Here is a 23,778-nt window from a genome sequence, read left to right as displayed (position 1 = left end):
GCGGGGCTTCACCGTACGTAGATGGGTGACACGCGTCATTCCGGGACCATCGTCCCGGCGCAACTCAGGCCCGGGAAAGAACCGCTCACACATGGACGCTCCTATCCGCGACCGAACCCTGATCGGCGGCGCCGATCTTGATCTTGAAGCCGTGAAGCGCCCGACGCGCGAAGAGGCTATGGAGGCCGTGCGCACGCTGATCGCATGGGCCGGCGACGATCCGCGCCGCGAAGGCGTGATCGACACCCCCAAGCGTGTGGTCGACGCCTATGGCGAATGGTTCGAAGGCTACAACCTCGACCCCGCCAAGGAGCTGTCGCGCACCTTCGAGGACGTGCAGGGCTATGACGACATCGTCATGCTGCGCGAGATCGAGGTGGAGAGCCACTGCGAGCACCACATGGCCCCGTTCCTGGGCAAGGCCTACGTGGCCTACATGCCGACGAACCGGGTTGTGGGTATCTCCAAGCTGGCCAAGGTGGTCGAGATCTTCGCCCGCCGTCTCCAGACCCAGGAGACCATGACCCAGCAGATCGCCGACGCCATCACCGACAGCCTGCGTCCCGCCGGCGTCGCCGTGCTGATCGACGCGGCCCACCAGTGCATGACCACCCGCGGCGTCCACCACCGCCACGTGACCACCATCACCACCCAGTTCACCGGGGTGTTCAAGACCGACGCGACCCTGCGCCAGCGCTTCCTGGATTTCGTGAACCGCTAGGCCTTCTTCGGAAGGGTCGACAGCAGCAGGTTGGCCGTGGCCTCGGGCGAGCCCTCGCCCGTCAGCGCCACGGCCACATAGGCCTGCGTCTCCAGCGAATAGGCGATCACGGCCTTCGCACCCGGCAGGCCGCCCGCGTGGCCAAGCCAGGTGTCCGTCGCGCGCGGATCGCCGGCGGCCAGGTCGCTGACCATGACGCCCAGGCCGTAGTGGGCCGGGCCGACACCGGTCATCGGATAGAGCCGCATGAACCGCCGCCGGGTCTGTTCCGCGCCGTGCAGCCGGTCGGACATCATCGCGCGCCAGAATTTCACCGCGTCGCCCGCCGAGGCCGCCACCGCGCCGGCCGCATAGGGCGTGGTGACGTCGTCGTCGGTTCCGCCGGGCGGCTCGCTGGGGGCCAGGGGCGCCATGCCGGTCACGACCTGGCGCGGGGCCAGGATGTCGGTCTCGCGCAGATCCAGCCGATGGACGATCCGAACCCGCATGGCCTCATGATAGGGCTTGCCGTCCACCGCCTCGATGATCCGGCCCAGGTGGACATAGCCGGTGTTGCTGTAGCTCCAGGCCGCGCCAGGGCAGAAGTTGGCCGGCTGGGCGGCGGCGGCCGCCAGCAACCGCTCGGGCGGCTTGTAGCCGGGCTCGGCGCGCAGGGCGGGATCGTTCTGGAAGCTGTAGAGCCCGCCGGTGTGACCGAGCAGGTCCTCCACCGTGATCCAGGCGGCGTTCCTCGCCTCCGGCGCCCAGCGGTCCAGCGTGGAGTCCAGGCTGAGCTTGCCCTCCTCGACCATCTGCAGGATCGCCGTGGCGGTGTAGGCCTTGCCGACGCTGGCCCAGAAGAAGCGGCTGGGCAGGGGTTCGCCGGGTTTCCCCGCCAGGGTCTGGGTCCAGATCGAGCCGTCGGCGGTCGCCAGGGCGGCGGTGAGCGCCTTGGTCTGCATCTTGGCGGCCGCCTGTTCGAAGGCCGCCTCGAGCCTGTCGCTGGTCACCGGCGCCAGCCGCGAGCTTCCGGCCCTGGCCGCCGCGTCGAACTGCCAGGCGCCGAGCAGGGCGCGTAGCGGCGGCCCGCCATAGGCGACCCGCGCCGCGCAGGGCTTGGGTGGCTTGGGCTTCTTTGGCGCCGCTGAAACCAGGCTGGGAAGCGCCAGGGCCGCGGCGGCGGCGATCACGGTTCTACGGCTGGCGGTCATGCTACTCTCGCGCGCTCGAACGGTTCGCCTCCCCCTCGCCCGCAACCAGGGCTATAGCAAGGCATGAAACAGCCGCTCTTCCCCACCGCCAGCACCAAGGACATCCTTGAAAAAGGCGACGTCCTCGCCCCTCGGTTCGACGCCGCCGGGCTGATCCCGGCCATCGCCGTCCACGCCGAGACCGGCGAGGTGCTGATGCTCGCCTATATGAACGCCAAGGCCCTGGAGCGGACCCTGGCCACCGGCGAAGTCCACTATTTCAGCCGCTCCCGCAACGAGCTCTGGCACAAGGGCGCCACCAGCGGCCAGATCCAGCTCGTCGAGGAGATCCGCATCGACTGCGACCAGGACACCATCCTGCTCAAGGTGACCCCCGAGGGGGACGGCGGGACCTGCCACACCGGCGCGCGCACCTGCTTCTACCGGGTGGTCGAGAACGGCAAGCTGAAGGACAAGCCTTGAGCGTCGTCGAGGCCCTGGAGCGGCGCTAGGCTTCGCTCAGCGCCGACACTCCGCTGGCCTCGCGCTTCACCCGGAAGGTCTTCACCGCCCGTGTCTCGTAGGTCTTCGCCAGGATGGTCGAGACCGCCACCAGCTCCGCCTTGGCCTCGTCGCGGGTCAGGGTCAGCAGGACGAAGCCCTTGGCGGCCTGGTCGCTGAACACGACCTCCGAATTGGCCGCGGCGAACACGTCGCCGACCGAAAAGGACTTGATGGCGTCGCCGCCGCCGGGACTGGTGATCCCTGTGGTCCCGAACTCCACCGCCCGCCGCTCGCCGCCATCGTCGTGCAGTTCATTGGCCCAGAAGGCGTGGCTGTCGCCCGACAGCACGATGGCGTGAGCGCCCGCGTCCTTGACCAGTCCGTACAGCCGCTCGCGGGCGGCGGGATAGCCGTCCCACATGTCCAGGCCGTAGGGCAGGCCGAGCCCCGCCAGGCGTTCCAGGCGCTGAAGGCGGGTACGGCCATTGGGGGTCTCCTTGGCCATCACCTCGGCCAGCTTGGCCTCGCCCAGCTCCTTCTTGAGGCTGGGCGCCATCAGCCGGCCCATCACCACCTCGTTGCCGAGGACCTGCCAGGCGCGGCCGGCCTTCACCGAGTCCTTCAGTGCGGTCCCCAGCCAGGCCTCCTGGGCCGGGCTCATCATCATCCGGGCCGGATCGGCGAGCCTGGCCTTGAAGGCCACCACCTCGGCAGGGCCGCCGGGCTCGGGCAGGTCGCGGTCATAGCTCAGTTGCTTCACGCGCGCGGTCAGCCGGGTCTCTAGCATGAACAGGCTGGCGAGATCGCCGAACTGGAAGCTGCGATGGATGGCCGGGCCGCCGTCGGCCGGCTCGCGGATCGGCATCCACTCGTAATAGACCTTCACCGCGCGCGCCTTGCGTTCTGCCCAGTCGCCCTCGATGTCGGGACTGTGGTTCTGGGCGCCGTCGGAGAAGCTGTCGTTCGCCGTCTCGTGGTCGTCCCAGACCACGATCCAGGGCGCCCTGGCGTGGGCCGCCTGTGACATGGGGTCGGACTTGTACTGGGCGTGACGGGTCCGGTAGTCGGCTAGGGTGAGGATCTCGTGCGGCGGATCGTGCGGCCGCTCCCCGGCCACCGCGGAGTTCATGCCGTAGGAGCCTGGGCCGCCATACTCGTAGATGTAGTCGCCCAGGTGCAGCACGGCGTCGACCCGCGGCAGCTTGGCGATGGCGTCATAGGCGTTGAAGTAGCCGTTCGGGTAGAGGGTGCAGGAGGCCACGGCCAGGACCACGTCCTTGGTGGGTCCGCTTGGCAGGGTCCGCGTGCGGCCCATGGGCGAGGTGACGCCATTGGCCTCGAACTCGAAGGTGTATGATCGGCCCGCGTCCAGCCCGGTCACGTCGACCTTGGCCGTCCAGTCGCGGCCGGGACCGGTCGTGCCCTCCCCGGATTTGGCGCCGCCGGCACGGCGGTCGATGGGGTTCAGCTTCCAGCGATAGGCGATCGCTCCGGCGGCGGGATCGGCCGGGGTGATCCGGGTCCACAGAATCACCCGGTCGGCCAGGGGATCGCCCGAGGCCACGCCATGCTTGAATTCCACCGCCCCGGAATAGGCGCCCTGCGCCATGACGGGCGTCGCCGCAGCCCCAAGACCCAACAGGGCTAGCGCCCGACGTCGATCGATCCGCATCCCGTTCGCACCCTCATGCATTCCAGCTAAGCTCGAACCGAACCTAGTGAAGGAGGATGACGCCCACATGTCCAGCGAAGGCCTGCATGTCCCGCGCGAGAGATTGTCTCCCCGGACTCTCAATATGCACTACGCCATCTCCTCCCTGATCGAGGAGCTCGAGGCGGTGGACCGGTACCGCCAACGGGCCGACGACTGCGACGATCCCGAGCTGAAGAAGATCCTGCTGCATAACGCCCGCGAGGAAATCGAGCACGCCTCGATGGCGCTCGAATGGATCCGGCGGAACGACGGCGAGTTCGACGCCCAGCTCAAGGAATACCTGTTCACCGAGGGCTCGATCACCGGCCGCGAGGAAGAGGCGACCAAATAGAAAATCCGGGGAACCCGACAGCCACCCCCATGGCCTGGGCTCCCCGGACCAGACCTCGGCGAACCGAAGGCTGACTCGGTGTTTGATGTCGGGGTCGGTCACGAGCGGCGCCCGTGCAAGCGGCGCATGGCGCGCCGTCGATCCGCTCCGCGCCGACACCCCCCAGGATATCGGCGCCTTCGAATACCGCCCCGATCGGTTCAATCGGGACACGCGGAGGACGACGACGACGCCCGCGGTGGCGCTAGGCCCCGCCGTCGCCTCCGGTGATGATGATCCGTCGTGGGGTACCGGATCACCGCAGAACTGCTCTAGGCCCGAGGGCGTCACCCCGGCGTCTTGGCCGGGTCCGCAGTCCTGATTTCGGCTCTACCCACGGCAGTGGCCGCGGGAGTGGCTTTCGAAACATCGTTGGTGACGGAAGTGAACTCTGGCTGGGCAGGCGCGACATTGATCACGGTCAACGCGCCGACGAGGCAGGCGACCGCCATGGCCAAGGGCAAGTACTTCATCGTCCGCTTCCTTCCGATGCCGGCGGTCTGCGCCGCCGTTTCGTCGAGACGATGTGTAGATGGGTGCGACGACAGCGCGCAGGTGCAGCGGCGCGCGACGGCGTGCGCAACGGTTGCAGCCCCGAAATCAACCCTGCGCAACGGTCGCACAACAATCGCGCAACGGGTTGCACACGGTTGCGCAACAGTTGCATGTGACGTTGCATTTCAGCGCAGCTGTGGAATCATAGGGACGTCATGCACGTCTCCACGCCTTTCTCAGAGAAACTCGACCTGGTCTTGAAGGCGCTCTCCATGAGTCGGGGGCGTCTCGCCGCGGACCTTGGGGTCGACAAGTCGCTCGTGGGCCGTTGGGCTTCCGGCGCCGTGACGCCTTCGGCGCACAACCTTGAGAACCTCACCAAGCTGGTGGCCACCAAGCGCGACGGCTTCACCATGCTGGACTGGGATCGCGACATTGACGGCCTGGCGCGGGTGTTCGGCCTGGAGCCGACCAACGGCCACGCGGTGCTGGCCAAGGCCAACGGCCAGCATGTGGGCCTGCCGCTGCCGGGCCTCGACCTGGTGCGCATGGTCACCGAGCGCCGCGCTGCGACCTATGAGGGTTTCTGGCGCAGCACCCGACCCTCCATCGCCATGCCCGGGAAGATCTTCCACGACTACGGAATGATCCGCCGCGGCGCGGAAGGACTGTTGGAATTCAAGATGGGGGGCTCGGGCCTGCTGTTCGACGGCTGGATGCTGCCCGTCGAGGGCCAGCTCTTCGCCATCCTGTTCGACACGGTCGGCCAGACCCCGGTGTTCCTGATCTTCAACGGCGTGTCCCTCCACAAGGCCGTGCAACTGGACGGCCTGATCCTGGCCGCCGCGCTGAACGCCGCGCGCACGCCCTCGGCCTATCCTGTGGTGCTGGAGCGGCTGGGCGACCTCAGCGGCGACGTCGAGGCCGACAACGCCGAATATGCCGAGCTGCTGACCCGCGACACCGCCGCCACCGATGAGACGGTGAGCCAGGCGATGCATGACCACCTGATCCGCGACATCGGACCAGGCCCGGCCGCGGCCGGCACCGGCGAGATGTTCCTGCTGTCGAGCTGGGCCAACAGCCTTTCCAAGGGCCTGAGTTCAGGCGGACACCTGCAAGGGTGACGATCCCCGATCCCGAAGACGAGGAGATCGCCTTCGAGGACGCCTCGGCGCGACGGGTGACCCTGACCGCCGAACAGGCCGGAGGACGCCTCGACAAGACCCTGGCCGAAGCCCTGCCCGACCTGTCGCGGGCGCGCATCCAGGCCCTGCTCGCCCAGGGCCAGGTCAGCCGCGACGGGACCACGCTGTCCGACGCCTCGGCCAAGGCCCAGGCTGGCGACTACCGCCTGCTGATCCCCCCGCCCCTGCCGGCCGACCCACAGCCCGAAGCCATCCCGCTGAGAGTGCTCTACGAGGACGCCTACCTGATCGTGGTGGACAAGCCGGCCGGCATGGCCGCCCACCCGGCGCCGGGCAATGAGACCGGCACCCTGGTCAATGCCCTGCTGGCCCATTGCGGGGCGAGCCTGTCGGGGATCGGCGGGGTGGTCCGGCCGGGCATCGTCCACCGCATCGACAAGGAGACCTCGGGGATCCTGGTGGCCGCCAAGACCGACGCCGCCCACCAGGGCCTATCGGCCCTGTTCGCCGCTCACGACATCGATCGGGCCTATGTGGCCCTGGTCCGCGGCGCGCCGCAGCCGGCCAAGGGGACGATCGTCACCCGCCTGGGCCGTTCCAGCAGCGATCGCAAGAAGATGGCGGTGCTGAAGACCGGCGGGCGCGAGGCCATCACCCACTATGTCGTGGAGCGCACCTTCGGCCCTGCCGAAAAGCCCCTCGCCGCGCGGGTTTCATGCCGGCTCGAGACCGGCCGCACCCATCAGATCCGCGTCCACATGGCCTCGAAGGGCTCGCCCTGCCTCGGCGATCCGACCTACGGCTCCGGCCCGCCCGCGGCCCCCGTGCGGGAGGCGATGGCTCAAGCGGCACTGACCCGCCAGGCGCTCCACGCCGCAGTCCTGGGCTTCGTCCACCCGGTGACGGGCGAAACCCTGAGGTTCGAAAGCCCGCCGCCGCCTGACATGGCCACGCTGGAAGCGCTTCTCTCAGCGCTGTGAGAAAGCTTGCGTCCCGGTCGCCTTGATGCCGCCCCCATCCAGGTCTAGTAATACCTGAGTTGAGCAGTCGGATTTTCAGGGCCGTCGGTTTCTCCCAAACCGTGGCCTTACGCCCGGAACGACCCGCACCTATCTGTAGGTCGGAGGGGCGGACGGTCTCGCGCACGCTTGCGCTGAGCGACCCGAAAGTCCGCTAGATATGAGGGGATTTTCCGTGGCCACAGCCCATGCGCTGACCGTGATGTCGCCGGAAGGCGGCCTTAGCCGGTACCTGACTGAAATTCGTAAGTTTCCGATGCTCGCCAAGGACGAGGAGTTCATGCTCGCCAAGGCCTGGAAAGAGCATGAGGATTCTGAAGCCGCCCATCGGCTCGTCACCAGCCACCTGCGCCTGGTGGCCAAGATCGCCATGGGCTATCGCGGCTACGGCCTGCCCATCGGGGAAGTGATCTCCGAGGGCAATGTCGGCCTGATGCAGGCGGTGAAGAAGTTCGAGCCCGACAAGGGTTTCCGCCTGGCCACCTACGCCATGTGGTGGATCCGCGCCTCGATCCAGGAATACATCCTGCGCTCGTGGTCGCTGGTGAAGATGGGCACGACGGCCGCGCAGAAGAAGTTGTTCTTCAATCTGCGCAAGGCCAAGAGCCAGATCAGCGCCTTCCAGGAGGGCGACCTGCGCCCCGACCAGGTCAGCGAGATCGCCACCAAGCTGGGCGTTCTCGACTCCGAGGTGATCTCGATGAACCGCCGCCTGTCGGGCCCCGACGCCTCGCTGAACGCGCCCTTGCGCGTGGACGGCGAAAGCGAGTGGCAGGACTGGCTGGAGGACGAGACCGCCGTCAGCCAGGAGACCTATGTCGCCGAGAACCAGGAGCGGACCATCCGCATGAGCCTGCTTGAGGCGGCGATGACCGAACTCACCGACCGCGAGCGTCACATCCTGACCGAGCGCCGGCTGAAGGATAATCCGACCACCCTGGAAGAGTTGGCCTCCGAATACGGCGTCAGCCGCGAACGGGTGCGCCAGATCGAGGTCCGGGCCTTCGAGAAGCTGCAGAAGTCGATGAAGGCCGCGGCGGAAGCCAAGAACCTCGTCGACGCCTGATCGGCGCTCTTCGTCCTACGATCCGAAGCCGTCGCGGCCCGCCCGCGGCGGCTTCTTCGTTTTCAGGCGATGGCAAGCTGCGCAAGAGCGCGGCGCCGGATGATCAATCCGTGGCCGGAAGTGACCTATCGGTTTCTTTCACACCATTCCGCCTGGGCGGCGCGCGCGGCGGCGCAACATCCTCATCGCGACTGATTGGTGGGGATATTCATGAACACGTCGAACGCCACGCCGCGCACGCTGCGCTACCTCTTGCTCGCCGGCGCCTTGGTCGCGCCGGCCTCCGGCGCCTGCGCCCAGCAGATAGACGAGCTGGTGGTCACCGGCCGCCGCGTCTCTGAGGCCGCGGTCGCCATCGGCACGGATCAGACCACGGCCACGGTTTCGATCACGCGCGAGGCCCTGCTCTCGGCTCCAGCCGGGATCACCGGCCTCAAGATGCTGGAGAGCCTGCCGGGCTTCAACGTCCAGGCCAACGACGCCCTGGGCATGTACGAGTTCGGCAACTCGGTCACCGTGCGGGCCTTTTCCTTTACCCAGATCGGGTTCCTGCTGGACGACGTGCCCATGGGGCGCTCCGACCAGTTCGGCGGGTCGCCGATCTACCGCTACGTGGACAATGAGAACCTTCTGCGGGTCCAGGCCTCGTCCGGCGCGGGCGACGTCAGCCTGCCCAGCTACGCCTCGCTCGGGACCATCGTCGACTACTTCACCACCGCCCCGAAGGAGAACCTGGGGGCGCGCGCCAGCTTCACCATGGGCTCCGACAGCCTGTTCAGGAACTTCCTGCGGCTGGACACCGGCGTCCACGCCGGGTGGTCGGCCTATGTGGCTCGGTCCGACATCCAGTCGGACCTCTGGCGCGGCGCGGGCACCATCGACCGGGAGCACATCGAGGGGAAGGTCCGCTACCAGTTCGAGGGCGGGGCCGATGTCACCTTCCAGGCGGTCTACAATGACTATTTCGACTTCGACTCCCCGGCGATCACCAAGGCCCAGTACACCGGCGCGTCGGTCGACCCCTTCGGGCGCAAGGGACGGTTCTTCCCCTACTTGAACTATGTGCCGGTCCTGACCCCGGCGGCGGCGGGCGTGACCTACTCCAACGCCCTCTACAATCAGTACTACAAGCAGGCGATCAACTCGCGGACCGACTATCTCTACGCCCTGACCGTGAAGTCGCCGGTGGGCGAGGCGATCGATGTCTCGGCCACCGCCTATTACGAGGACAAGCAGGGCTACGGGGTCTCGCCCGAGGCCTACGGCACGTCCCTGTCCAGCCACAATGCCGAGCGGCTGATCATCCCGGGCCTCTTCGCCCCGCGCGGCCTGCAGTATGGCCTCTCCACCATCAACGGCGAGCGTAAGGGGATCACCGGCAAGCTCGAGTGGCGGGCGGCCAACCACACGGTCCAGGCCGGCGTCTGGTACGAGGACGATGACTATCACCGCACCCAGGCGCGCTATAACCATGCTGGCGGCAATCCCGACGGCGCCCCGCTGTTGAGCGAGCCCGTGCACCTGCAGCGCAACTTCGTCTCGACGCGGGAGACCACCCAGGTCTTCGTCAAGGACGTCATCAGCCTGCTGGACGACCGCCTGAAGCTGGACCTGGGCTTAAAGGCGCTCAGCATCGACTACGAGATCAGTGGCGCGCGCAATCCGGGCGACTACATCGCGCTCCGCCGCCCGACCCTCACGGCCAAGTGGAAGGACAATTTCCTACCGCAGGTGGGGGCGGTCTACGACCTGACCGGCCGCGAGCAGGTCTTCGCCTCGTATTCCGAGAACATGGCCCTGCCGCGAGGAGCCGACGACGTCTTCTCCGCGGCCAGCCCCATCGTGCCCGCGCCGGAGGCCGAGACCGCCAAGAACTGGGAGCTGGGCGTGCGGACCAACCGCCCGACCTTCAACGCCTCGTTCGTGGTCTACCAGACCCAGTTCGCCAACCGCCTGCAGTCGTTCTCGTCGATCGTCCCCGGCTCGACGACCACCGAGACCTTCTTCCAGAACGTGGGGCAGGTGGACGCCTACGGCGCGGAATTCTCCGGCCAGTGGAAGCCGGAGCTGTTCGGCGGGAAGATCTATTTCAACGGCAATCTCTCGTACAATCACGCCGAGTTCCAGGACAACTACGCCACGGTCGCCGGCGGGGTGACCACCCTCGTCCCGATCGCCGGCAAGGTCGTGCCCGACTTCCCCGAGTGGGTGTTCCAGGGCGGGGTGACCTTCGAGCCCACCGACTGGGCGTTGTTCAACATCGGCGCGCGCCACATTTCGGACCGCTACACCAACTTCCTGAACACGGAAAAGACGGACGGCTACACCGTCTGGAACGCCTATATGGACATCGGCGAGCTGGGCGAGGGGCCGCTGAGCCGCCTGAAGTTCCGGCTCAATGTCGATAACCTGCTGGACGAGGATTATCTCGGCACGATCAACACCACGACCACCACCCTGGCCAGCTTCCGCCCCGGCCCGCCGCGCTCGGTGCAGCTGACCCTGTCGGCGGAGTTCTAGGCGGCCTGGCCTTCCTCGGTGTCTTCCTGGGGCAGCAGGGCCAGCAGGGGCTGAGCCTCGCGGGCGATCTCGGCCCGGTCCATGACGCCCCGGTCGGCGACGATGGCCAGGTAGCGCTGGAAGTCGGTGGCCATGGCCGCCAGCTTCAGATCCTTCATGCCGTTGGCGGCGCGATGCAGCTCGACCATCTGGGCCAGCATGGCGCGCAGGGCCTGGCGGGGATCGGTGGAGACGGCCGGCACGGCCGACTTCAGGATCTTCAGCGCCTGGATGATGCGGGCCTGGTCGGTGGTCTGGGTGGCGTCCGAGCGGCGCTTCAGAGGGCCGGTATAGTCGCCGGAATTGAACCGCCGCCGGTCGGGGCCGATATACTGCACCGCCTCGACCCAGTCGCGGGGACGCAGGGTCACGGCTTCCAGCCGCCGCAGCAGGTCCCGGGCGGTGTAGGGCTTGCGCAGGAACTCATGCACGCCCGCGTCGCGGGCGGCCATGATCGCCGAGGGCGTAGCCGTGGCCGTCACCATGATCACCGGCGCCATGCGACAGGCGATCTCCGACTTGCGTAGCTGGCGGGTGAAATCGACGCCGTCGACGTCGGGACCCGACAGTTCCACGAAGATCATCTGCGGATTAACCTGGCGCGCGGCCTCCAGCCCCTTGCGGGTGGAGACGGCGTTCCAGAGCTGCACCGGGGCGATGTTGCGCATCAACTCGGCGAGCAGACGGGCGCTGGCGGGCGCCGGATCGATGATCAGCACCCTCTGCATCAGCGGCGCCATCCGCTGGACAAGCTTGAAGTCGTCGTTGAACACGGCCCGGGCGGCTCCGAAGGACTCCGGGACAAGCTAGGCCCGACGTCCTTAAGATCGCCTTGACGGCCGGCCGCTCGATCCCGACCCGATCAGTCCTGGAACGGGTCGCGCACCATGATGGTGTCGTCCCGCTGCGGACTGGTGGAGACCATGGCCGCGGGCGCCCCGATCAGCTCCTCCACCCGGCGGACATATTTGACCGCGTTGGCGGGCAGGTCCTTCCAGGAGGTCGCGCCGGCCGTGCTCTCGCTCCAGCCGTCGATCTCCTCATAGATCGGGACCAGGGCCGACTGGGCCTTCAAACCGGCGGGCAGGTAGTCGAAGGTCTTGTCGCCCAGCTTGTAGCCGACGCAGATCTTCAGTTTCGGCAGGCCGTCCAACACATCCAGCTTGGTGAGTGCGATCCCGTCGATGCCGTTCAGCGCCACCGACTGGCGCACCAGGGCGGCGTCGAACCAGCCGCAACGGCGCGGTCGGCCGGTGACCACGCCGAACTCCTTGCCCACCGTGCCCAGGTGCTGGCCGATCTCGTCATTGAGCTCGGTGGGGAACGGCCCCTCGCCGACCCGGGTGGTATAGGCCTTGACGATGCCCAGGACATAGCCCGTGCCCTTGGGTCCGAGGCCCGATCCCGCCGCGGCCTGGCCGGCCACGGTGTTGGACGAGGTCACATAGGGATAGGTGCCGTGGTCGACGTCCAGCAGGGCGCCCTGGGCGCCCTCGAACAGAACCCGCTTGCCTGACTTCACCACCTCGTCCAGCAGCCGCCAGGCCGGCTGGGCGAAGGGCAGAACCTTGGGCGCGATCTCCTCCAGCGCCGCCAGCAGTTGGGCGCCGTCGTACTCCGGCAGGCCCAGGCCCCGCCGCAGCGGGGTGTGGTGGGCCAGCAGGCGGTCGATCTTGGCCTCCAGGGCGTCGCGGTCGGCCAGGTCGCCGACCCGGATGGCGCGGCGGCCGACCTTGTCCTCGTAGGCCGGCCCGATGCCGCGGCCCGTGGTGCCGATCTTGTTGACCGCGGCGGCCTCGCGCGCCTGGTCGAGGTCGCGGTGCAGGGGCAGGATCAGGCAGGCGTTGTCGGCCAGGACCAGCAGGTCGGGGGTGACGCTCACGCCCTGGGCGCCGATCTTGGCGATCTCCTCCAGCAGGTGCCAGGGATCGACCACCACGCCGTTGCCGATCACCGACAGCTTGCCCTGGACCACGCCCGAGGGGAGCAGGCTGAGCTTGTAGACCTGGTTGCCGACCACCAGGGTGTGGCCCGCATTGTGACCGCCCTGAAAGCGCACCACCACGTCGGCGCGGTTGCTGAGCCAGTCGACGAGCTTGCCCTTGCCCTCGTCGCCCCACTGGGCGCCGATCACCGTCACATTGGCCATGCAGATACGATCTCCCGGCCTGCCGAGCGGGTCCAACCACGCCCTTCGACAGGCTCTCGGCGGGTGGACTGGATCGATTTTAGGAAGCGGTGGCGAGCGCCTTCAGGCGACGGGCAGCCGTTCGGCGGGTGTAGACCAGCGCTGGGCGACCGCGTCAAGTGCTGGCGGATACGCGGGTCAGAAGCTGTAGATCAGCCGCACGCCGGCGTCGTCCATGCCCTGGTTCTTGCCGCTCGAGAACACCTGGCCGTTGGAGATGTGCACCCAGGAGATCTCCCCCGCCCATCGGTCGTTGAACCGGTAGCCGAGGCCGAGCTCTCCCTGGAACAGCACCTTCGAGCCGAAATCGATGCGGGTGTTGTAGAGGTGCAGCCGCCGCTGGATCTCGGCGGGACTGAGACCGGGTGCATTGACCGGCGGCAGGTCGGTCGCGCCGTCGGTATAGGCCAGGCCTACCCCGGGCCGGAAATACAGCTTCTCAGTTATCGCGATCGGCCAAGAAAGGCCCGCGGCGACGAAATTGGAGGTGTTCTCGCTGTTCACCGAGGCGAAGGCGTGGGCCTGGGGCCGGCCGATGGCCGACAGCGCCTCGATCCGCGCGCTGCGCAGGCCGAGCTGCAAGTCGACGCCGTCTTCGCGCCCGGCCGCGCCCAGCCCCAAGCTGTCGCCGATGAATGTCACGTCGTGGCCGTAGACGCCCAGCAGAAGGTCGGCGGCGCTCGCCGGACCGGCCAGCGTCGCCAGCACGGCGCCCGTGAGAAAGATGCGCATCGATGAACCCCCCAGCTCAAGACCGAACCTAGTCGCGTCCGGACGCGGTGCAAGGGACCGCTCGCGTGGGCGATTGGGTCGCGCTATGACGCGGACATGACCCGTCCCCGCTTCCACCTCGCCTTCCCGGTCCGCGATCTGGCCGAAGCGCGCGCCTTTTACGGCGGGCTGCTGGGCTGTCCGGAGGGCCGCTCCAGCGCCGACTGGATCGACTTCGACTTCTTCGGCCATCAGATCGTCGCCCACCTGGCGCCCGACGAGGTCGGCCATCGGTCGACCAGCGCCGTCGATGGCGAGGACGTGCCGGTCCGTCACTTCGGCGCGATCCTGACCTTGCCGGACTGGCAGGCCATGGTCGGAAAGCTGGAGGCCGCGAAGGTGAAGTTCATCATCGAGCCGCAGATCCGATTCGAGGGCGAACCGGGCGAGCAGGCGACCATGTTCTTCCTCGACCCGTCGGGCAACGCCATCGAGTTCAAGGCCTTCGCCGACGACGCCATGGTGTTCGCCAGGTGAGCGTCGGCCTGGCCGAGATCGAGGCCGCCGCGAGGCGGCTCAAGGGCCACGCCGTCGAAACCCCGCTGATCGAGAGCCCGGCGCTCAACGACCGGTTGGGCCGCCGGGTGCTGATCAAGCCCGAGACCCTGCAGCGTGTCGGAGCGTTCAAGTTTCGCGGCGCCTATAACCGCCTGGTCCAGCTCTCGGCCGACGAGCGGACGCGGGGGGTGGTGGCCTTCTCCTCGGGCAACCACGCCCAGGGCGTGGCCCTGGCGGCCAGGCTGCTGGGCATGCCCGCCCTGATCGTCATGCCCTCGGACGCCCCGACCGTGAAGGTGGAGGCCACCCGCGGCTATGGCGCCGAGATCAGGCTCTATGACCGGCTGACCGAGGACCGGGTGGCCATCGCCGCCCAGATCGCCGCCGAGCGCGGCAGCGTGGTCGTGCCGGCTTTCGACGATCCGGACGTCATCGCCGGCCAGGGCACGGTCGGGCTGGAACTGGTCCGCCAGGCCGAAGGCCAGGGCGTCACGTTCGATGTGGTGGTCTGCCCGATCGGCGGGGGCGGCCTGATGGCCGGGGTCTCCACGGCGGTCAAGGCGCTGTCGCCCAATACGGCCATGGTCGGCGTCGAGCCGGCGGGCTTCGACGACACCCTGCGCTCCCTTCGGAAGGGCGAGCGGGTGACGCTCACACCCACGACCCGCTCTCTCTGCGACGCCCTGGAGAGCCCGGCCCCCGGCCAGCTCACCTTCCCCATCCTCCAGAAGACCGTGGCCGACGTGGCCCTGGTCACCGACGCCGAGGTGGCGCGCGCCATGCGCTACGCCTTCTCGGTGCTGAAGCTGGTGGTTGAGCCTGGCGGATCGGTGGGCCTCGCCGCCCTGCTGGCGGGCAAGGTCAAGTCCTGGGGCGACGGGCCGGCCGGCCTGGTGCTGTCCGGCGGCAATGTCGATCCCGAGCTGTTCGCGAAGGTCCTGCGCGAGGAGGTCTGATGATCCGCCCCGCCGCCGCCGCCGACTGGCCCTCCCCGCTCGCGCCCGGCTGCAACGGTCTGGCTTAGAACCGGTCTTCCGGCGCGACCTGCGGCGGCGCCTGGCGGGGGGTCACCAGCCTGGCCAGCTTGGGCTTCAGCCAGCTCTCGAAGTCGTCGACGAACTCATAGACCACCGGCACAAGCACCAGGGACAGCAGGGTCGAGGTGATCAGGCCGCCGATCACCGCCACGGCCATGGGCTGGCGGAACTCCGCGCCCTTCTCCAGGGCGAAGGCGGTGGGCAGCATGCCCGCGGCCATGGCCATGGTGGTCATGACGATGGGCCGCGCCCGCTCGCGGCAGGCCTCGATGAGCGACTCGCGCTGGCCCATGCCCTCGCGCTCCCGCTCGATGGCGTACTCGACCAGCAGGATCGAATTCTTCGCGGCCAGGCCAAGCAGCATCAGGAAGCCGATGAGCGAGGGGATGGAGAGCGAGAGGTTGAAAACCAGCAGGCCGAGGAAGGCCCCGCCCACCGCCAGCGGCAGTGCGGAGAGGATGACGATCGGCTTGAAGAACGACCGGAACAGCAGGACCAGCACGCCGTAGATCATCGCCACGCCGGAGAACACCGCCAGGCCGAAGGAGGCGAACAGCTCCTGCATGGCCTCCAGGTCGCCGGTCTCGGCGGGGGTCACTCCCTTGGGCAGGTCCTTCATGATCGGCAGTTCATCCACCGCCTTGTTGGCCACGCCCATCTCCACGCCGTTGAGCTCGGCCTGGACCGTCTGCTGACGCTTGCGGTTGAGGCGTTCGATCCGGGCGGGACCGGCCTGGAACTCCACATCGGCCACGGCGTCCAGGGTGGTCATGCCGCCCGAGGCGGTGGGCAGGCGCAGGGCCTTGATCCGCGCGATGTCGGCGCGGGCTTCGGCGGGCAGGCGGATGCGGATCGGCAGGCGGCGTTCGCCGTCAGTCAGCTTGGCCACGTTGGCGTCGATGTCGCCCACCGTGGCGACGCGGGCGGCCTGGGCGATGGAGTCCACCGAGACGCCCAGGCGGGCCGCCTGGTCGGCCCGAGGCCGGATGATCACCTCGGGTCCGACGGGCGGGGTGGCCGGACGGGGGTCGGCGATCACGTCCAGGGTCCGCATCTGGCGCTCCAGCTCGGTGGAGGCGGCCAGCAAGGCGTCGGGGTCGTCGCTGGTGAGGATTTTCTGCAGGCCGGCCGATCCCTGGGAGTCCAGGAAGCTGACGCGGGCGTCGGGGATGGCCAGGAGCTCGGCGCGCATCTCCTTGCGCAGCTCGGCCCCCGAGATGTCGCGCTTCTCGTTCAGCAGCACGGTGATGGTGCCCGATCGCAGGTCGCCGCCGCCGCCGCTCATGCTGCCAGGCCCGGCGGAGGCCACGGTCGAGCCCATCTGGGCGAAGACCCCGATGACCTCGGGACGCTTCTGGAACACCTGGTTGACCCGGGCGGCCACCTCTTCCATGTCGGCCGCGGTCGCGCCCGGCGGCCCCTGGACGTTGACATAGACGTAGTCGGGATCGCCGGCCGGCTGGAAGCCCTGCGGCAGCAGGGTGGCCAGGAACAGGGAGCCCACGAACATCACGCCGCCGGCGATGGAGGCGATGATCCGGTGGTCCAGCGCCCATTCCAGGGCGTTGCGGTAGAAGCCCTCGAAGGGCTTGCGCGGGTGGGGATTGGCCGCCGGCTTCATCAGATAGGCGGCCATCAGCGGGGTGAGCAGCCGGGCGACCACCAGCGAGAACAGCACCGCCACCGAGACGGTGATGCCGAACTCGCGGAAGAACTGGCCGGCCATGCCCTTCATGAACGAGACCGGAGTGAACACCACGATGATGGCCGCGGTGGTGGCGACCACCGCAAGGCCGATGGCGTCGGCGCCTTCCATGGCCGCCTGGAACGGGCGCATGCCCTGGGACACCCGCTTCTCGATGTTCTCGATCTCGACGATGGCGTCGTCGACCAGGATGCCGACCACCAGGGTGAGCGCCAGCAGGGTCACCACGTTCAGCGAGAAGCCGAACATCTGCATGAAGAAGAAGGTGGGGATCAGCGACACCGGCATGGCGAAGGCGGTGATCGCCGTCGAGCGCCAGTCGCGCAGGAAGAACAGCACCACCAGGGCCGCCAGGAACATGCCCTCCAGCAGCACGTGCTGGGTGGCCCGGAAGCTGGCCCGGGTCTCGTCCACCGCCGAGAAGATCTTGGTGAAGCTGACGCCCTTGTGGGCGGTCTCCATCTCCTTGAGTTTGGCCAGGACCTTGTCCTCGACCGCCACGTCGCTGGCGTCCTTGGTCTTCATGACCATGACCCCGACCACGGGCCGACCGTTGAGGCGGGCGAAACCGCGCACCTCCGACGAACCGTCGCCGACCTCGGCGATATCGGTCAGTTTCACGTAGCCGCCGGCGCCGGTGGGCACGGTGAACTCGCGCAGCAGGGCCAGGGTGTTGACCGATCCCAGCACCCGCAGGGTCTGTTCGCGCCCGCCCACCTGCACCCGGCCGCCGGGGGAATCCAGGTTGGCGGCGCGCAGGGCGTTGTTGACCTGGCTGGCGGTCAGGCCCCGGGCGTTCATCTTGTCGGGGTCGAGTATGACGTTGATCTCGCGGGTCACCCCGCCCACGCGGGCCACCTGGGCCACGCCCTTTTCGCCCTGCAGGGCGCGGGCCAGGGTGTCGTCGACGAACCAGGACAGCTCCACGTCCGACATGGCCGGGGCGGCCACGGCGTAGGTCATGATTGGCAGGTTATCGAACTCGACCCGGGCCACGGTGGGCTCGTCGATCTCGCGCGGCAACACTGACCGGGCCTGGTCGATGCGCGATTGGACCTCGTCGGTCTTCTTTTGCAGGTCCTCGCCCAGCTCGAACTCGATATTGGTGCTGGAGACGCCCTGGGTGACGGTGGAATAGACGTTCTTGACGTTCGCCAGGCTCGCCACGGCGTCCTCGACGGGACGGGTGATCTGGGTCTCCATCTCGCCCGGCGCGGCGCCGTTCTGCGTCACGGTCACCGAGACCATGGGCAGGGAGACGTCGGGATACATCTTCACCGTCAGCCCGGCATAGGCGAACACCCCGGCCAGGACGAGGGCGGCGAACAGCACCGCCACCGGCACCGGATTCATGATTCCCCAGGCGGAGATTCGCATCCCGCCCGAGCTGTCGTGAGGATTGGGGGCGGTCATCGGGCCTTGCTCGCGGGCTTGGCGGCGACGGCGGCCTCAACGGGCTTGACCAGATCGCCGTCCAGCAAGAAGGCCGCGGCGTTCTGGACGACGCGCGTTCCGGCGGGCGGACCCTTGACCAGGGCGACCAGGCCGCCGCCGCGCGCGCCGGTGGTGATGGCCACGCGCTTGACCTTGTTGGCGGCGTCGACGGTCATCACGCTGGCCCCGTCGGCGTCGTAACGCACGGCGGTCTCCGGCACCGAGAGGCCGACGCCGACCGCGTCCTCGAACTGGGCGCGGCCGTAGCCGCCGGCTCGGATGTCGGAGCGGACCGGCAGAAGGATGCGCGCGACCCCCAGCTTCGACTGGGTGTTGACCTGGGGCGAGACCAGTCGGACATGGCCGACGGCGCTGGCCCCGGAAGGCAGGGTCACGGTCGCGCGCTGGCCGGGGCGCACCCGGGCCAGGTCGTCCTCAGTCAGTTCGGCGGCGAGCTCGATCTGCCCGTCCCGGGCGATGCGGAACCAGGGCGTCCCGCCCCCGGCCGAGAGGTCGCCCGGCCGCACCGTGCGTTCCAGCACCAGGCCGGAGACCGGGGCCGAGACGGCGAGCTTGCCGGCCCGGGTGGTGGCGTCGCGATAGGCCGCGGCCTGGGCGTTGGCCGTGGCGCGCGCGGCGCGGGCCTGGAAGCGGCGCTGGTCCAGCGCCTCGTCGGAGAGCACGCCCTGGCCGTCCAGGCCCTTGACGCGCGCGGCCTCGCGCTCGGCCTGCTCGGCCTGGACCGCGGCCTGTGCGGCCAGGGCCTTCTGCTGCTCGACCTGGGCGCTGATCAGGGCCCCGTCGAGCTGGGCCAGGGTCTGGCCGGCGCGGACATAGGCGCCTTCCTCGACCAGCACGCGGGCGACGCGGTAGCCGGTGACCTCGGGAACCACGGCGGCCTCCTCGCGGGGGATCAGGCTGCCCGAGGCGGTGAGCGCCCCGGTGATCGGCCGGGCTTCCACCCGGACCACGCGCACGGCGCGGGCCTGGGCGGCGGGATCCTTCTTCGGCGGCTCCTTCTTGCCGCAGGCGGCGAGGCCCAGGAGCGAGACGGCGACCGTGACGGTCAGCAGGAGTTTGGATCTCGTCACGTCAGCGAGCCTTCTTGTTGTTGGGGGCGGACGCCAGCGGCCAGCCGCCGCCGAGCGCCTTGTAGGTCTGGACCGCGCGACGCAGGGCCTGGACCTGGGCGCCGGTCTCCTGGGTTCGCACCGCGCGCCATGACTGTTCGGCGCCGAGCGCGGTCTGAAGGTCGGTGAGGCCTGCGTCGTAACCGCGGCGCGACGCCTCATAGGCTCGCTCGGCCCGATCCTCGCCTGCGTCCAGAAGCTCCACTCGGCGGCGGTCGGCGGCAAGCTGGATCATGGCGTTCTCGGCCTCGCCATAGGCGACCTGCACCGCCTTCTCGTAGGCGATGGCGGCCTGCTCGACCTTGGCGTTCTGCACCTTGAGCTCCGAGAGCAGGCGCGGGATGTCCAGCACCGGAACCGTGACGACGCCGCCCAGGGTCCAGCTCTGGATGGTGGCCGAATAGCCGGGCTGCTCGGTCTTCTGGACGCCGATCCCCGGCGCCAGCTTGAAGGTCGGCAGGAACGCCAGCCGCGCATAGTCGCGCCGTCCCAGGGAGGAGACCAGCATGGCCTCGGCCTGGCGTACATCGGGGCGGCGGGTCAGCAGCTCACCCGGCAGGCTGGCGGGGACTTCGGGGACCGCGCCCACCTGGGCATCGACAGCCAGGTTGGTCGTGGGTTCGACGCCGCGGCCGACCAGGATAAGCAGGGTGCGGCGCTGGGCCTGGAGTTCGGCCTCCAGGCCCGCCGCCTGGGCCCGGGCCTGGGCGACGTCGCCGGCCACACGGTCCTCGTCGGATCGCGCGGTGATGCCCCGCTCGACGCGGGTCTGGGCGATCTGGGCCAGGCTCTCCTGGATGCGGACAGCTTCGCGGGCGTCGGCGAGCTGGATGGCCAGACCGCGGGCCTGGAAATAGCTGTCGGCCACGCTGGCCGCGAGGCTGGCGCGGGTCCCCTCATAGTCGAGGCGCGCCGCGGCCATCTCGGCGTTGGCGGCCCGGCGGGCGGCGAACACCCGGCCGAACAGGTCGATCTCCCAGGTGACATCGAAATTGCCAGACTGGCTCTCGCTCTCGCCGCTGGAGGAAAAGCCCGGGATGTTGACGACCGTGCCGTCGATGACCTCGTTCTCGGTCTTCGACGCCGCGCCGCGGACATTGCCCTGGGGCAGGAAGTTGGTGAGCGCCCCCGAGCGCTGGGCGCGGGCCTCCTTCAGCCGCGCCGCGGCCGAGCGGGCGTCGGGGCTGGCGGCCAGCGCCTGATCGATCAGGCCGGTGAGCTGCGGATCCTCGAAGGCGGTCCACCAGGCGTCCAGCGCCACGGCTCCCGCCGGCGGTCCGGCGGGCAGCTCATAGGCGGCGGGAAGACGGGTGTCGACGCCGCGCGTCGAGCCGCAAGCCGCCAGCGCGAGGCAAGCCACGGCCATGGGGCCGGCTGCGAGAGAAGCTGGGCGCATCATTCTTTTCGTCTATCGGGCCCGGGAATCGCCGGCCGGGAAATCCCGGCCTTGGGGAGGCGCGACCTGGGTCTGGGTATCGGCAGTTCTGTACACGGTACGACGTCATGGCGATTGCAGGCCAGTCACATTAAAAAAGCTTAACAATGAGCGGCCGGCTCTCGTAGCGTCAGCGACCTAGCGCATCGTGGGCCTTGGCGCACGCGCCTTTGGTTCCAGGCTTGGGGCGCGACGGTCACACTTGCGACCCGAATGGAGGTGCAAAAGCGGCCTTCCGCCCTCGCATCGCCCGATCTAGGGTCCTGCGGCATTTCCAATCCCCCTTCTGAGTGATCCATGAAACAGTTTCTCCTCGCTGGCGCGTCGGCATGGGCGGTTTTCGCCGGGCAGGCCCAGGCGGCCGATCTCGATCCCGCCAGGATCTCGGGCCATATCCAGGTCCTCGCCTCCGACGCCTTCGAAGGCCGCGGCCCCGCCACCGAGGGTGAGAAGAAGACCGTCGCCTACATCTCCGAACAGTTCAAAGCCGTGGGCCTGAAGCCGGGCGGCGACCTGAAGGACGGCAAGCGGGCCTGGACGCAGGACGTGCCCCTGGCCCGCTTCGAGACCAAGGGTCCGGTGAGCGTCAACATCACCTCGGGCGGGGCGACCCAGAGCTGGACCCAGGGCGAGGAGATCGCCATCCGCGCCGCCCAGACCGGGGTCGACCATGTCAGCGTCAAGGACGCCCCGATCGTCTTCGTCGGCTACGGCGTCACCGCGCCGGAACGTAACTGGGACGACTTCAAGGGTGTCGACCTGAAGGGCAAGATCGCATTGGTCCTGGTCAACGACCCCGACTTCGAGGGCGGTGAAGGCGACTTCGGCGGCAAGGCCATGACCTATTACGGCCGCTGGACCTACAAGTACGAAGAGGCCGCCCGTCAGGGCGCGATCGGCTTCCTGGTGATCCACGAGACCGCCGCCGCCTCGTATGGCTGGGCGACGGTGAAGAACTCCAACACCAACGTCATCTTCGACATCATCCGCGCCAAGCCCGCCGAGGCGCACGCCCCCATCGAGGGCTGGGTCCAGCTCGACAAAACCAAGGCGCTGTTCCAGGCCGCCGGCCTCGACTTCGAGACCCTGAAGGCCCTGGCCAAGACCCGCGCCTTCAAGCCGGTGGCCCTGACCGGAGCGACCATCTCCATCGACTACGCCGTCGACGCCCAGAAGATCGTCTCCAAGAACGTGGTCGGCATCGTGCCCGGCGCCAAACGCCCCGGGGAGACGCTCATCTACTCGTCCCACTGGGACCATCTGGGTGTCGGCCTGCCGGACGCCACGGGCGACCGGATCTACAACGGCGCCGTCGACAACGCCGACGGGATCGCCACGATGATCGAGATCGGCCGCGCGCTCACCAAGGGACGCAAGCCCGACCGCTCGGTTGTCTTCCTGGCCGTGACCGCTGAGGAGAAGGGGCTGCTGGGCTCGGAATACTACGCCGACAATCCGCTCTATCCGCTGGCCACCACCGTCGCCAACATCAACATGGACGCCCTGTCCCCGGCCGGGCCCGCCAAGGACTTCGGCTCGTCGGGCAACGCCGCCTCGACCCTGCAGGACGAGCTGATCGCCACGGGCAAGGCCAAGGGCCGTTCCTACACCCCCGACCCGCGTCCGGAAGCCGGCAGCTTCTTCCGCTCTGACCACTTCTCCTTCGCCAAGCGCGGCGTTCCGGCCATCTCCTTCGGCTCGGGCCGCGACCTGGTGAACGGCGGCAAGGCGGCCGGGGACGCCTACGCCAAAGCCTATACGGCCGACCGCTACCATCAGCCGGCGGACGAGTTCGATCCGAACTGGAACCTGGAGGGTGTCGCCCAGGACGGCGAGCTGATGCTGGACCTGGGCCGCAAGCTGGCCAATTCGACTCAGTGGCCCGCCTGGAAAGAGGGCTCGGAATTCAAGCAAACCCGCGACGCCACGGCGTCACAACGCAAATGAGGCGCTAGATGGCTGGCAAGGGCCTGATCCGGGCCGGGATCGGAGGCTGGACCTTCGAACCCTGGCGGGGCGTGTTCTATCCCAAGGGACTGAAACAGGCCGACGAGCTGAGCTACGCCAGCCGTCACCTGACCACGCTCGAGATCAACTCCACCTACTATTCCAGCCAGAAGCCCGAGACCTTCGCCAAGTGGGCGGCCTCCACGCCGGAGGGCTTCGTCTTCTCGGTGAAGGCCTCGCGGTTCGCCACCAACCGCCGGGTTCTCGCCGAGGGCGCGGACTCGGTGCAGAAGTTCCTGTCCCAGGGGATCGTCGAGCTGGGCGACCGGCTGGGACCGATCCTCTGGCAGTTCATGCCGACCAAGAAGTTCGACCTCGACGACTTCGCCGGCTTCCTGGACCTGCTGCCCAAGACCCAGGACGGCCTGAAACTACGCCACGTGGTCGAGGTGCGGCACGCCAGCTTCGCCGACCCGGCCTTCATCAAGCTGTGCCGGGACCGCAACGTGGCGATCTGCGTCTCCGAGAACGAGAACTATCCGCTGATCCCCGACATCACCGCCGACTTCGTCTACGCCCGCCTGCTGAAGGGTTCCGACGACCTGCCGAACGGCTATCCCGAGGACGGCCTCGACGCCTGGGCCGAGCGGTTCGCGGCCTATGCCGACGGCCAGGTCCCCGGCGACCTGTCGCCCATCGACCGCACCGGCCCGGCCGAAGGCCCGCGCGAGGTGTTCGCCTACTTCATCCACGAGGGAAAGGTCCGCGCCCCGGCCGCGGCCCAGGCCCTGCTGTCGCGGGTCAACAAGTAGGACCGCCAATGCAAAACGCCTCCGGCGGGAGCCGGAGGCGTGAGAGCAAGAATACG

At 68.6% G+C, this 23,778-nt stretch carries 19 protein-coding genes; 11 read left to right on the top strand and 8 right to left on the bottom strand.

Annotation, left to right across the window (positions count from 1 at the left end; translation table 11 throughout):
• Window positions 1–91 precede the first annotated feature (91 nt).
• Window positions 92–721 carry a GTP cyclohydrolase I FolE gene (folE, locus tag M9M90_RS03470; RefSeq protein WP_254835772.1) on the top strand — a complete coding sequence of 210 codons (630 nt, stop codon included), beginning with the start codon at window positions 92–94 and terminating at the stop codon, window positions 719–721.
• Here the strand turns inward: folE and M9M90_RS03465 are convergent.
• Window positions 718–1,911, bottom strand: a complete 1,194-nt coding sequence (locus M9M90_RS03465; RefSeq protein WP_254835771.1) for a serine hydrolase — start codon at window positions 1,909–1,911, stop codon at window positions 718–720. The genes folE and M9M90_RS03465 overlap by 4 nt on opposite strands.
• A 63-nt stretch (window positions 1,912–1,974) precedes the next feature.
• Between M9M90_RS03465 and hisI the strand changes: the two genes are divergently transcribed.
• On the top strand, window positions 1,975–2,373 hold the full coding sequence (gene hisI / locus M9M90_RS03460; protein WP_254835770.1) for a phosphoribosyl-AMP cyclohydrolase: 399 nt from the start codon (window positions 1,975–1,977) through the stop codon (window positions 2,371–2,373).
• 25 nt (window positions 2,374–2,398) lie between these two features.
• Here the strand turns inward: hisI and M9M90_RS03455 are convergent, their stop codons facing one another.
• Entirely contained in the window at window positions 2,399–4,003 is a 1,605-nt protein-coding gene (locus tag M9M90_RS03455) for an alkaline phosphatase (protein ID WP_371876894.1), read from the bottom strand.
• A gap of 130 nt (window positions 4,004–4,133) precedes the next feature.
• Between M9M90_RS03455 and M9M90_RS03450 the strand changes: the two genes are divergently transcribed.
• From M9M90_RS03450 to M9M90_RS03430, 5 genes are all read left to right on the top strand, one after another.
• Window positions 4,134–4,439, top strand: a complete 306-nt coding sequence (locus tag M9M90_RS03450; protein ID WP_371876893.1) for a ferritin family protein — start codon at window positions 4,134–4,136, stop codon at window positions 4,437–4,439.
• Between the two features lie 806 nt (window positions 4,440–5,245).
• Window positions 5,246–6,100: a helix-turn-helix transcriptional regulator gene (locus M9M90_RS03445; protein WP_254835767.1), complete on the top strand. Its 855-nt coding sequence runs from the start codon at window positions 5,246–5,248 to the stop codon at window positions 6,098–6,100.
• 26 nt (window positions 6,101–6,126) lie between these two features.
• Complete coding sequence (locus tag M9M90_RS03440; protein WP_254837213.1) at window positions 6,127–7,101, top strand: RluA family pseudouridine synthase; 975 nt, start codon at window positions 6,127–6,129, stop codon at window positions 7,099–7,101.
• A 214-nt stretch (window positions 7,102–7,315) separates the two neighbouring features.
• Window positions 7,316–8,206: an RNA polymerase sigma factor RpoH gene (gene rpoH / locus M9M90_RS03435; protein WP_256549226.1), complete on the top strand. Its 891-nt coding sequence runs from the start codon at window positions 7,316–7,318 to the stop codon at window positions 8,204–8,206.
• A gap of 210 nt (window positions 8,207–8,416) precedes the next feature.
• Complete coding sequence (locus M9M90_RS03430) at window positions 8,417–10,726, top strand: TonB-dependent receptor (RefSeq protein ID WP_254835766.1); 2,310 nt, start codon at window positions 8,417–8,419, stop codon at window positions 10,724–10,726.
• Here M9M90_RS03430 and M9M90_RS03425 read toward each other — a convergent pair.
• The 3 genes from M9M90_RS03425 to M9M90_RS03415 form a co-directional block, all read right to left on the bottom strand.
• Complete coding sequence (locus M9M90_RS03425; protein ID WP_254835765.1) at window positions 10,723–11,538, bottom strand: PleD family two-component system response regulator; 816 nt, start codon at window positions 11,536–11,538, stop codon at window positions 10,723–10,725. The genes M9M90_RS03430 and M9M90_RS03425 overlap by 4 nt on opposite strands.
• An 89-nt stretch (window positions 11,539–11,627) precedes the next feature.
• A complete protein-coding gene (locus M9M90_RS03420) occupies window positions 11,628–12,914 on the bottom strand; it encodes an adenylosuccinate synthase (protein WP_254835764.1) in 1,287 nt (428 codons plus the stop codon).
• Window positions 12,915–13,091: 177 nt separating this feature from the next.
• Complete coding sequence (locus M9M90_RS03415; protein ID WP_254835763.1) at window positions 13,092–13,685, bottom strand: acyloxyacyl hydrolase; 594 nt, start codon at window positions 13,683–13,685, stop codon at window positions 13,092–13,094.
• 96 nt (window positions 13,686–13,781) lie between these two features.
• On the opposite strand from M9M90_RS03415, the gene M9M90_RS03410 reads away from it, so the two are divergent.
• Together M9M90_RS03410 and M9M90_RS03405 are read left to right on the top strand one after the other, a co-directional pair.
• The gene (locus M9M90_RS03410; protein WP_254835762.1) at window positions 13,782–14,201 is read left to right on the top strand and encodes a VOC family protein; all 420 of its coding nucleotides are present in this window, start codon (window positions 13,782–13,784) and stop codon (window positions 14,199–14,201) included.
• A complete protein-coding gene (locus tag M9M90_RS03405; RefSeq protein WP_254835761.1) occupies window positions 14,198–15,178 on the top strand; it encodes a threonine/serine dehydratase in 981 nt (326 codons plus the stop codon). Before M9M90_RS03410 ends, M9M90_RS03405 begins: the two co-directional genes overlap by 4 nt.
• Before the next feature lie 64 nt (window positions 15,179–15,242).
• On the opposite strand, the gene M9M90_RS03400 is transcribed toward M9M90_RS03405, so the two are convergent.
• Genes M9M90_RS03400 through M9M90_RS03390 form a run of 3 tightly spaced genes read right to left on the bottom strand, consistent with a single transcriptional unit; the run spans window position 15,243 to window position 20,894 of the window.
• Window positions 15,243–18,317 carry an efflux RND transporter permease subunit gene (locus M9M90_RS03400; protein WP_254835760.1) on the bottom strand — a complete coding sequence of 1,025 codons (3,075 nt, stop codon included), beginning with the start codon at window positions 18,315–18,317 and terminating at the stop codon, window positions 15,243–15,245.
• Window positions 18,318–18,373: 56 nt separating this feature from the next.
• The gene (locus M9M90_RS03395) at window positions 18,374–19,489 is read right to left on the bottom strand and encodes an efflux RND transporter periplasmic adaptor subunit (RefSeq protein WP_254835759.1); all 1,116 of its coding nucleotides are present in this window, start codon (window positions 19,487–19,489) and stop codon (window positions 18,374–18,376) included.
• Window position 19,490: 1 nt separating this feature from the next.
• Window positions 19,491–20,894 carry a TolC family protein gene (locus M9M90_RS03390; RefSeq protein ID WP_254835758.1) on the bottom strand — a complete coding sequence of 468 codons (1,404 nt, stop codon included), beginning with the start codon at window positions 20,892–20,894 and terminating at the stop codon, window positions 19,491–19,493.
• 366 nt (window positions 20,895–21,260) lie between these two features.
• Here M9M90_RS03390 and M9M90_RS03385 point away from each other — a divergent pair, with 366 nt between their 5' ends.
• On the top strand, window positions 21,261–22,910 hold the full coding sequence (locus M9M90_RS03385; protein WP_254835757.1) for a M28 family metallopeptidase: 1,650 nt from the start codon (window positions 21,261–21,263) through the stop codon (window positions 22,908–22,910).
• 8 nt (window positions 22,911–22,918) lie between these two features.
• Entirely contained in the window at window positions 22,919–23,722 is an 804-nt protein-coding gene (locus M9M90_RS03380; protein ID WP_254835756.1) for a DUF72 domain-containing protein, read from the top strand.
• The last annotated feature ends 56 nt before the right edge of the window (window positions 23,723–23,778 follow it).

The sequence above is a fragment of the Phenylobacterium sp. LH3H17 genome, from assembly GCF_024298925.1.
Taxonomy (GTDB): Bacteria; Pseudomonadota; Alphaproteobacteria; order Caulobacterales; family Caulobacteraceae; genus Phenylobacterium.
The sequence above is the reverse complement of the archived record's forward strand: the minus strand, read 5'-3'. Positions and strand labels throughout refer to the sequence as shown.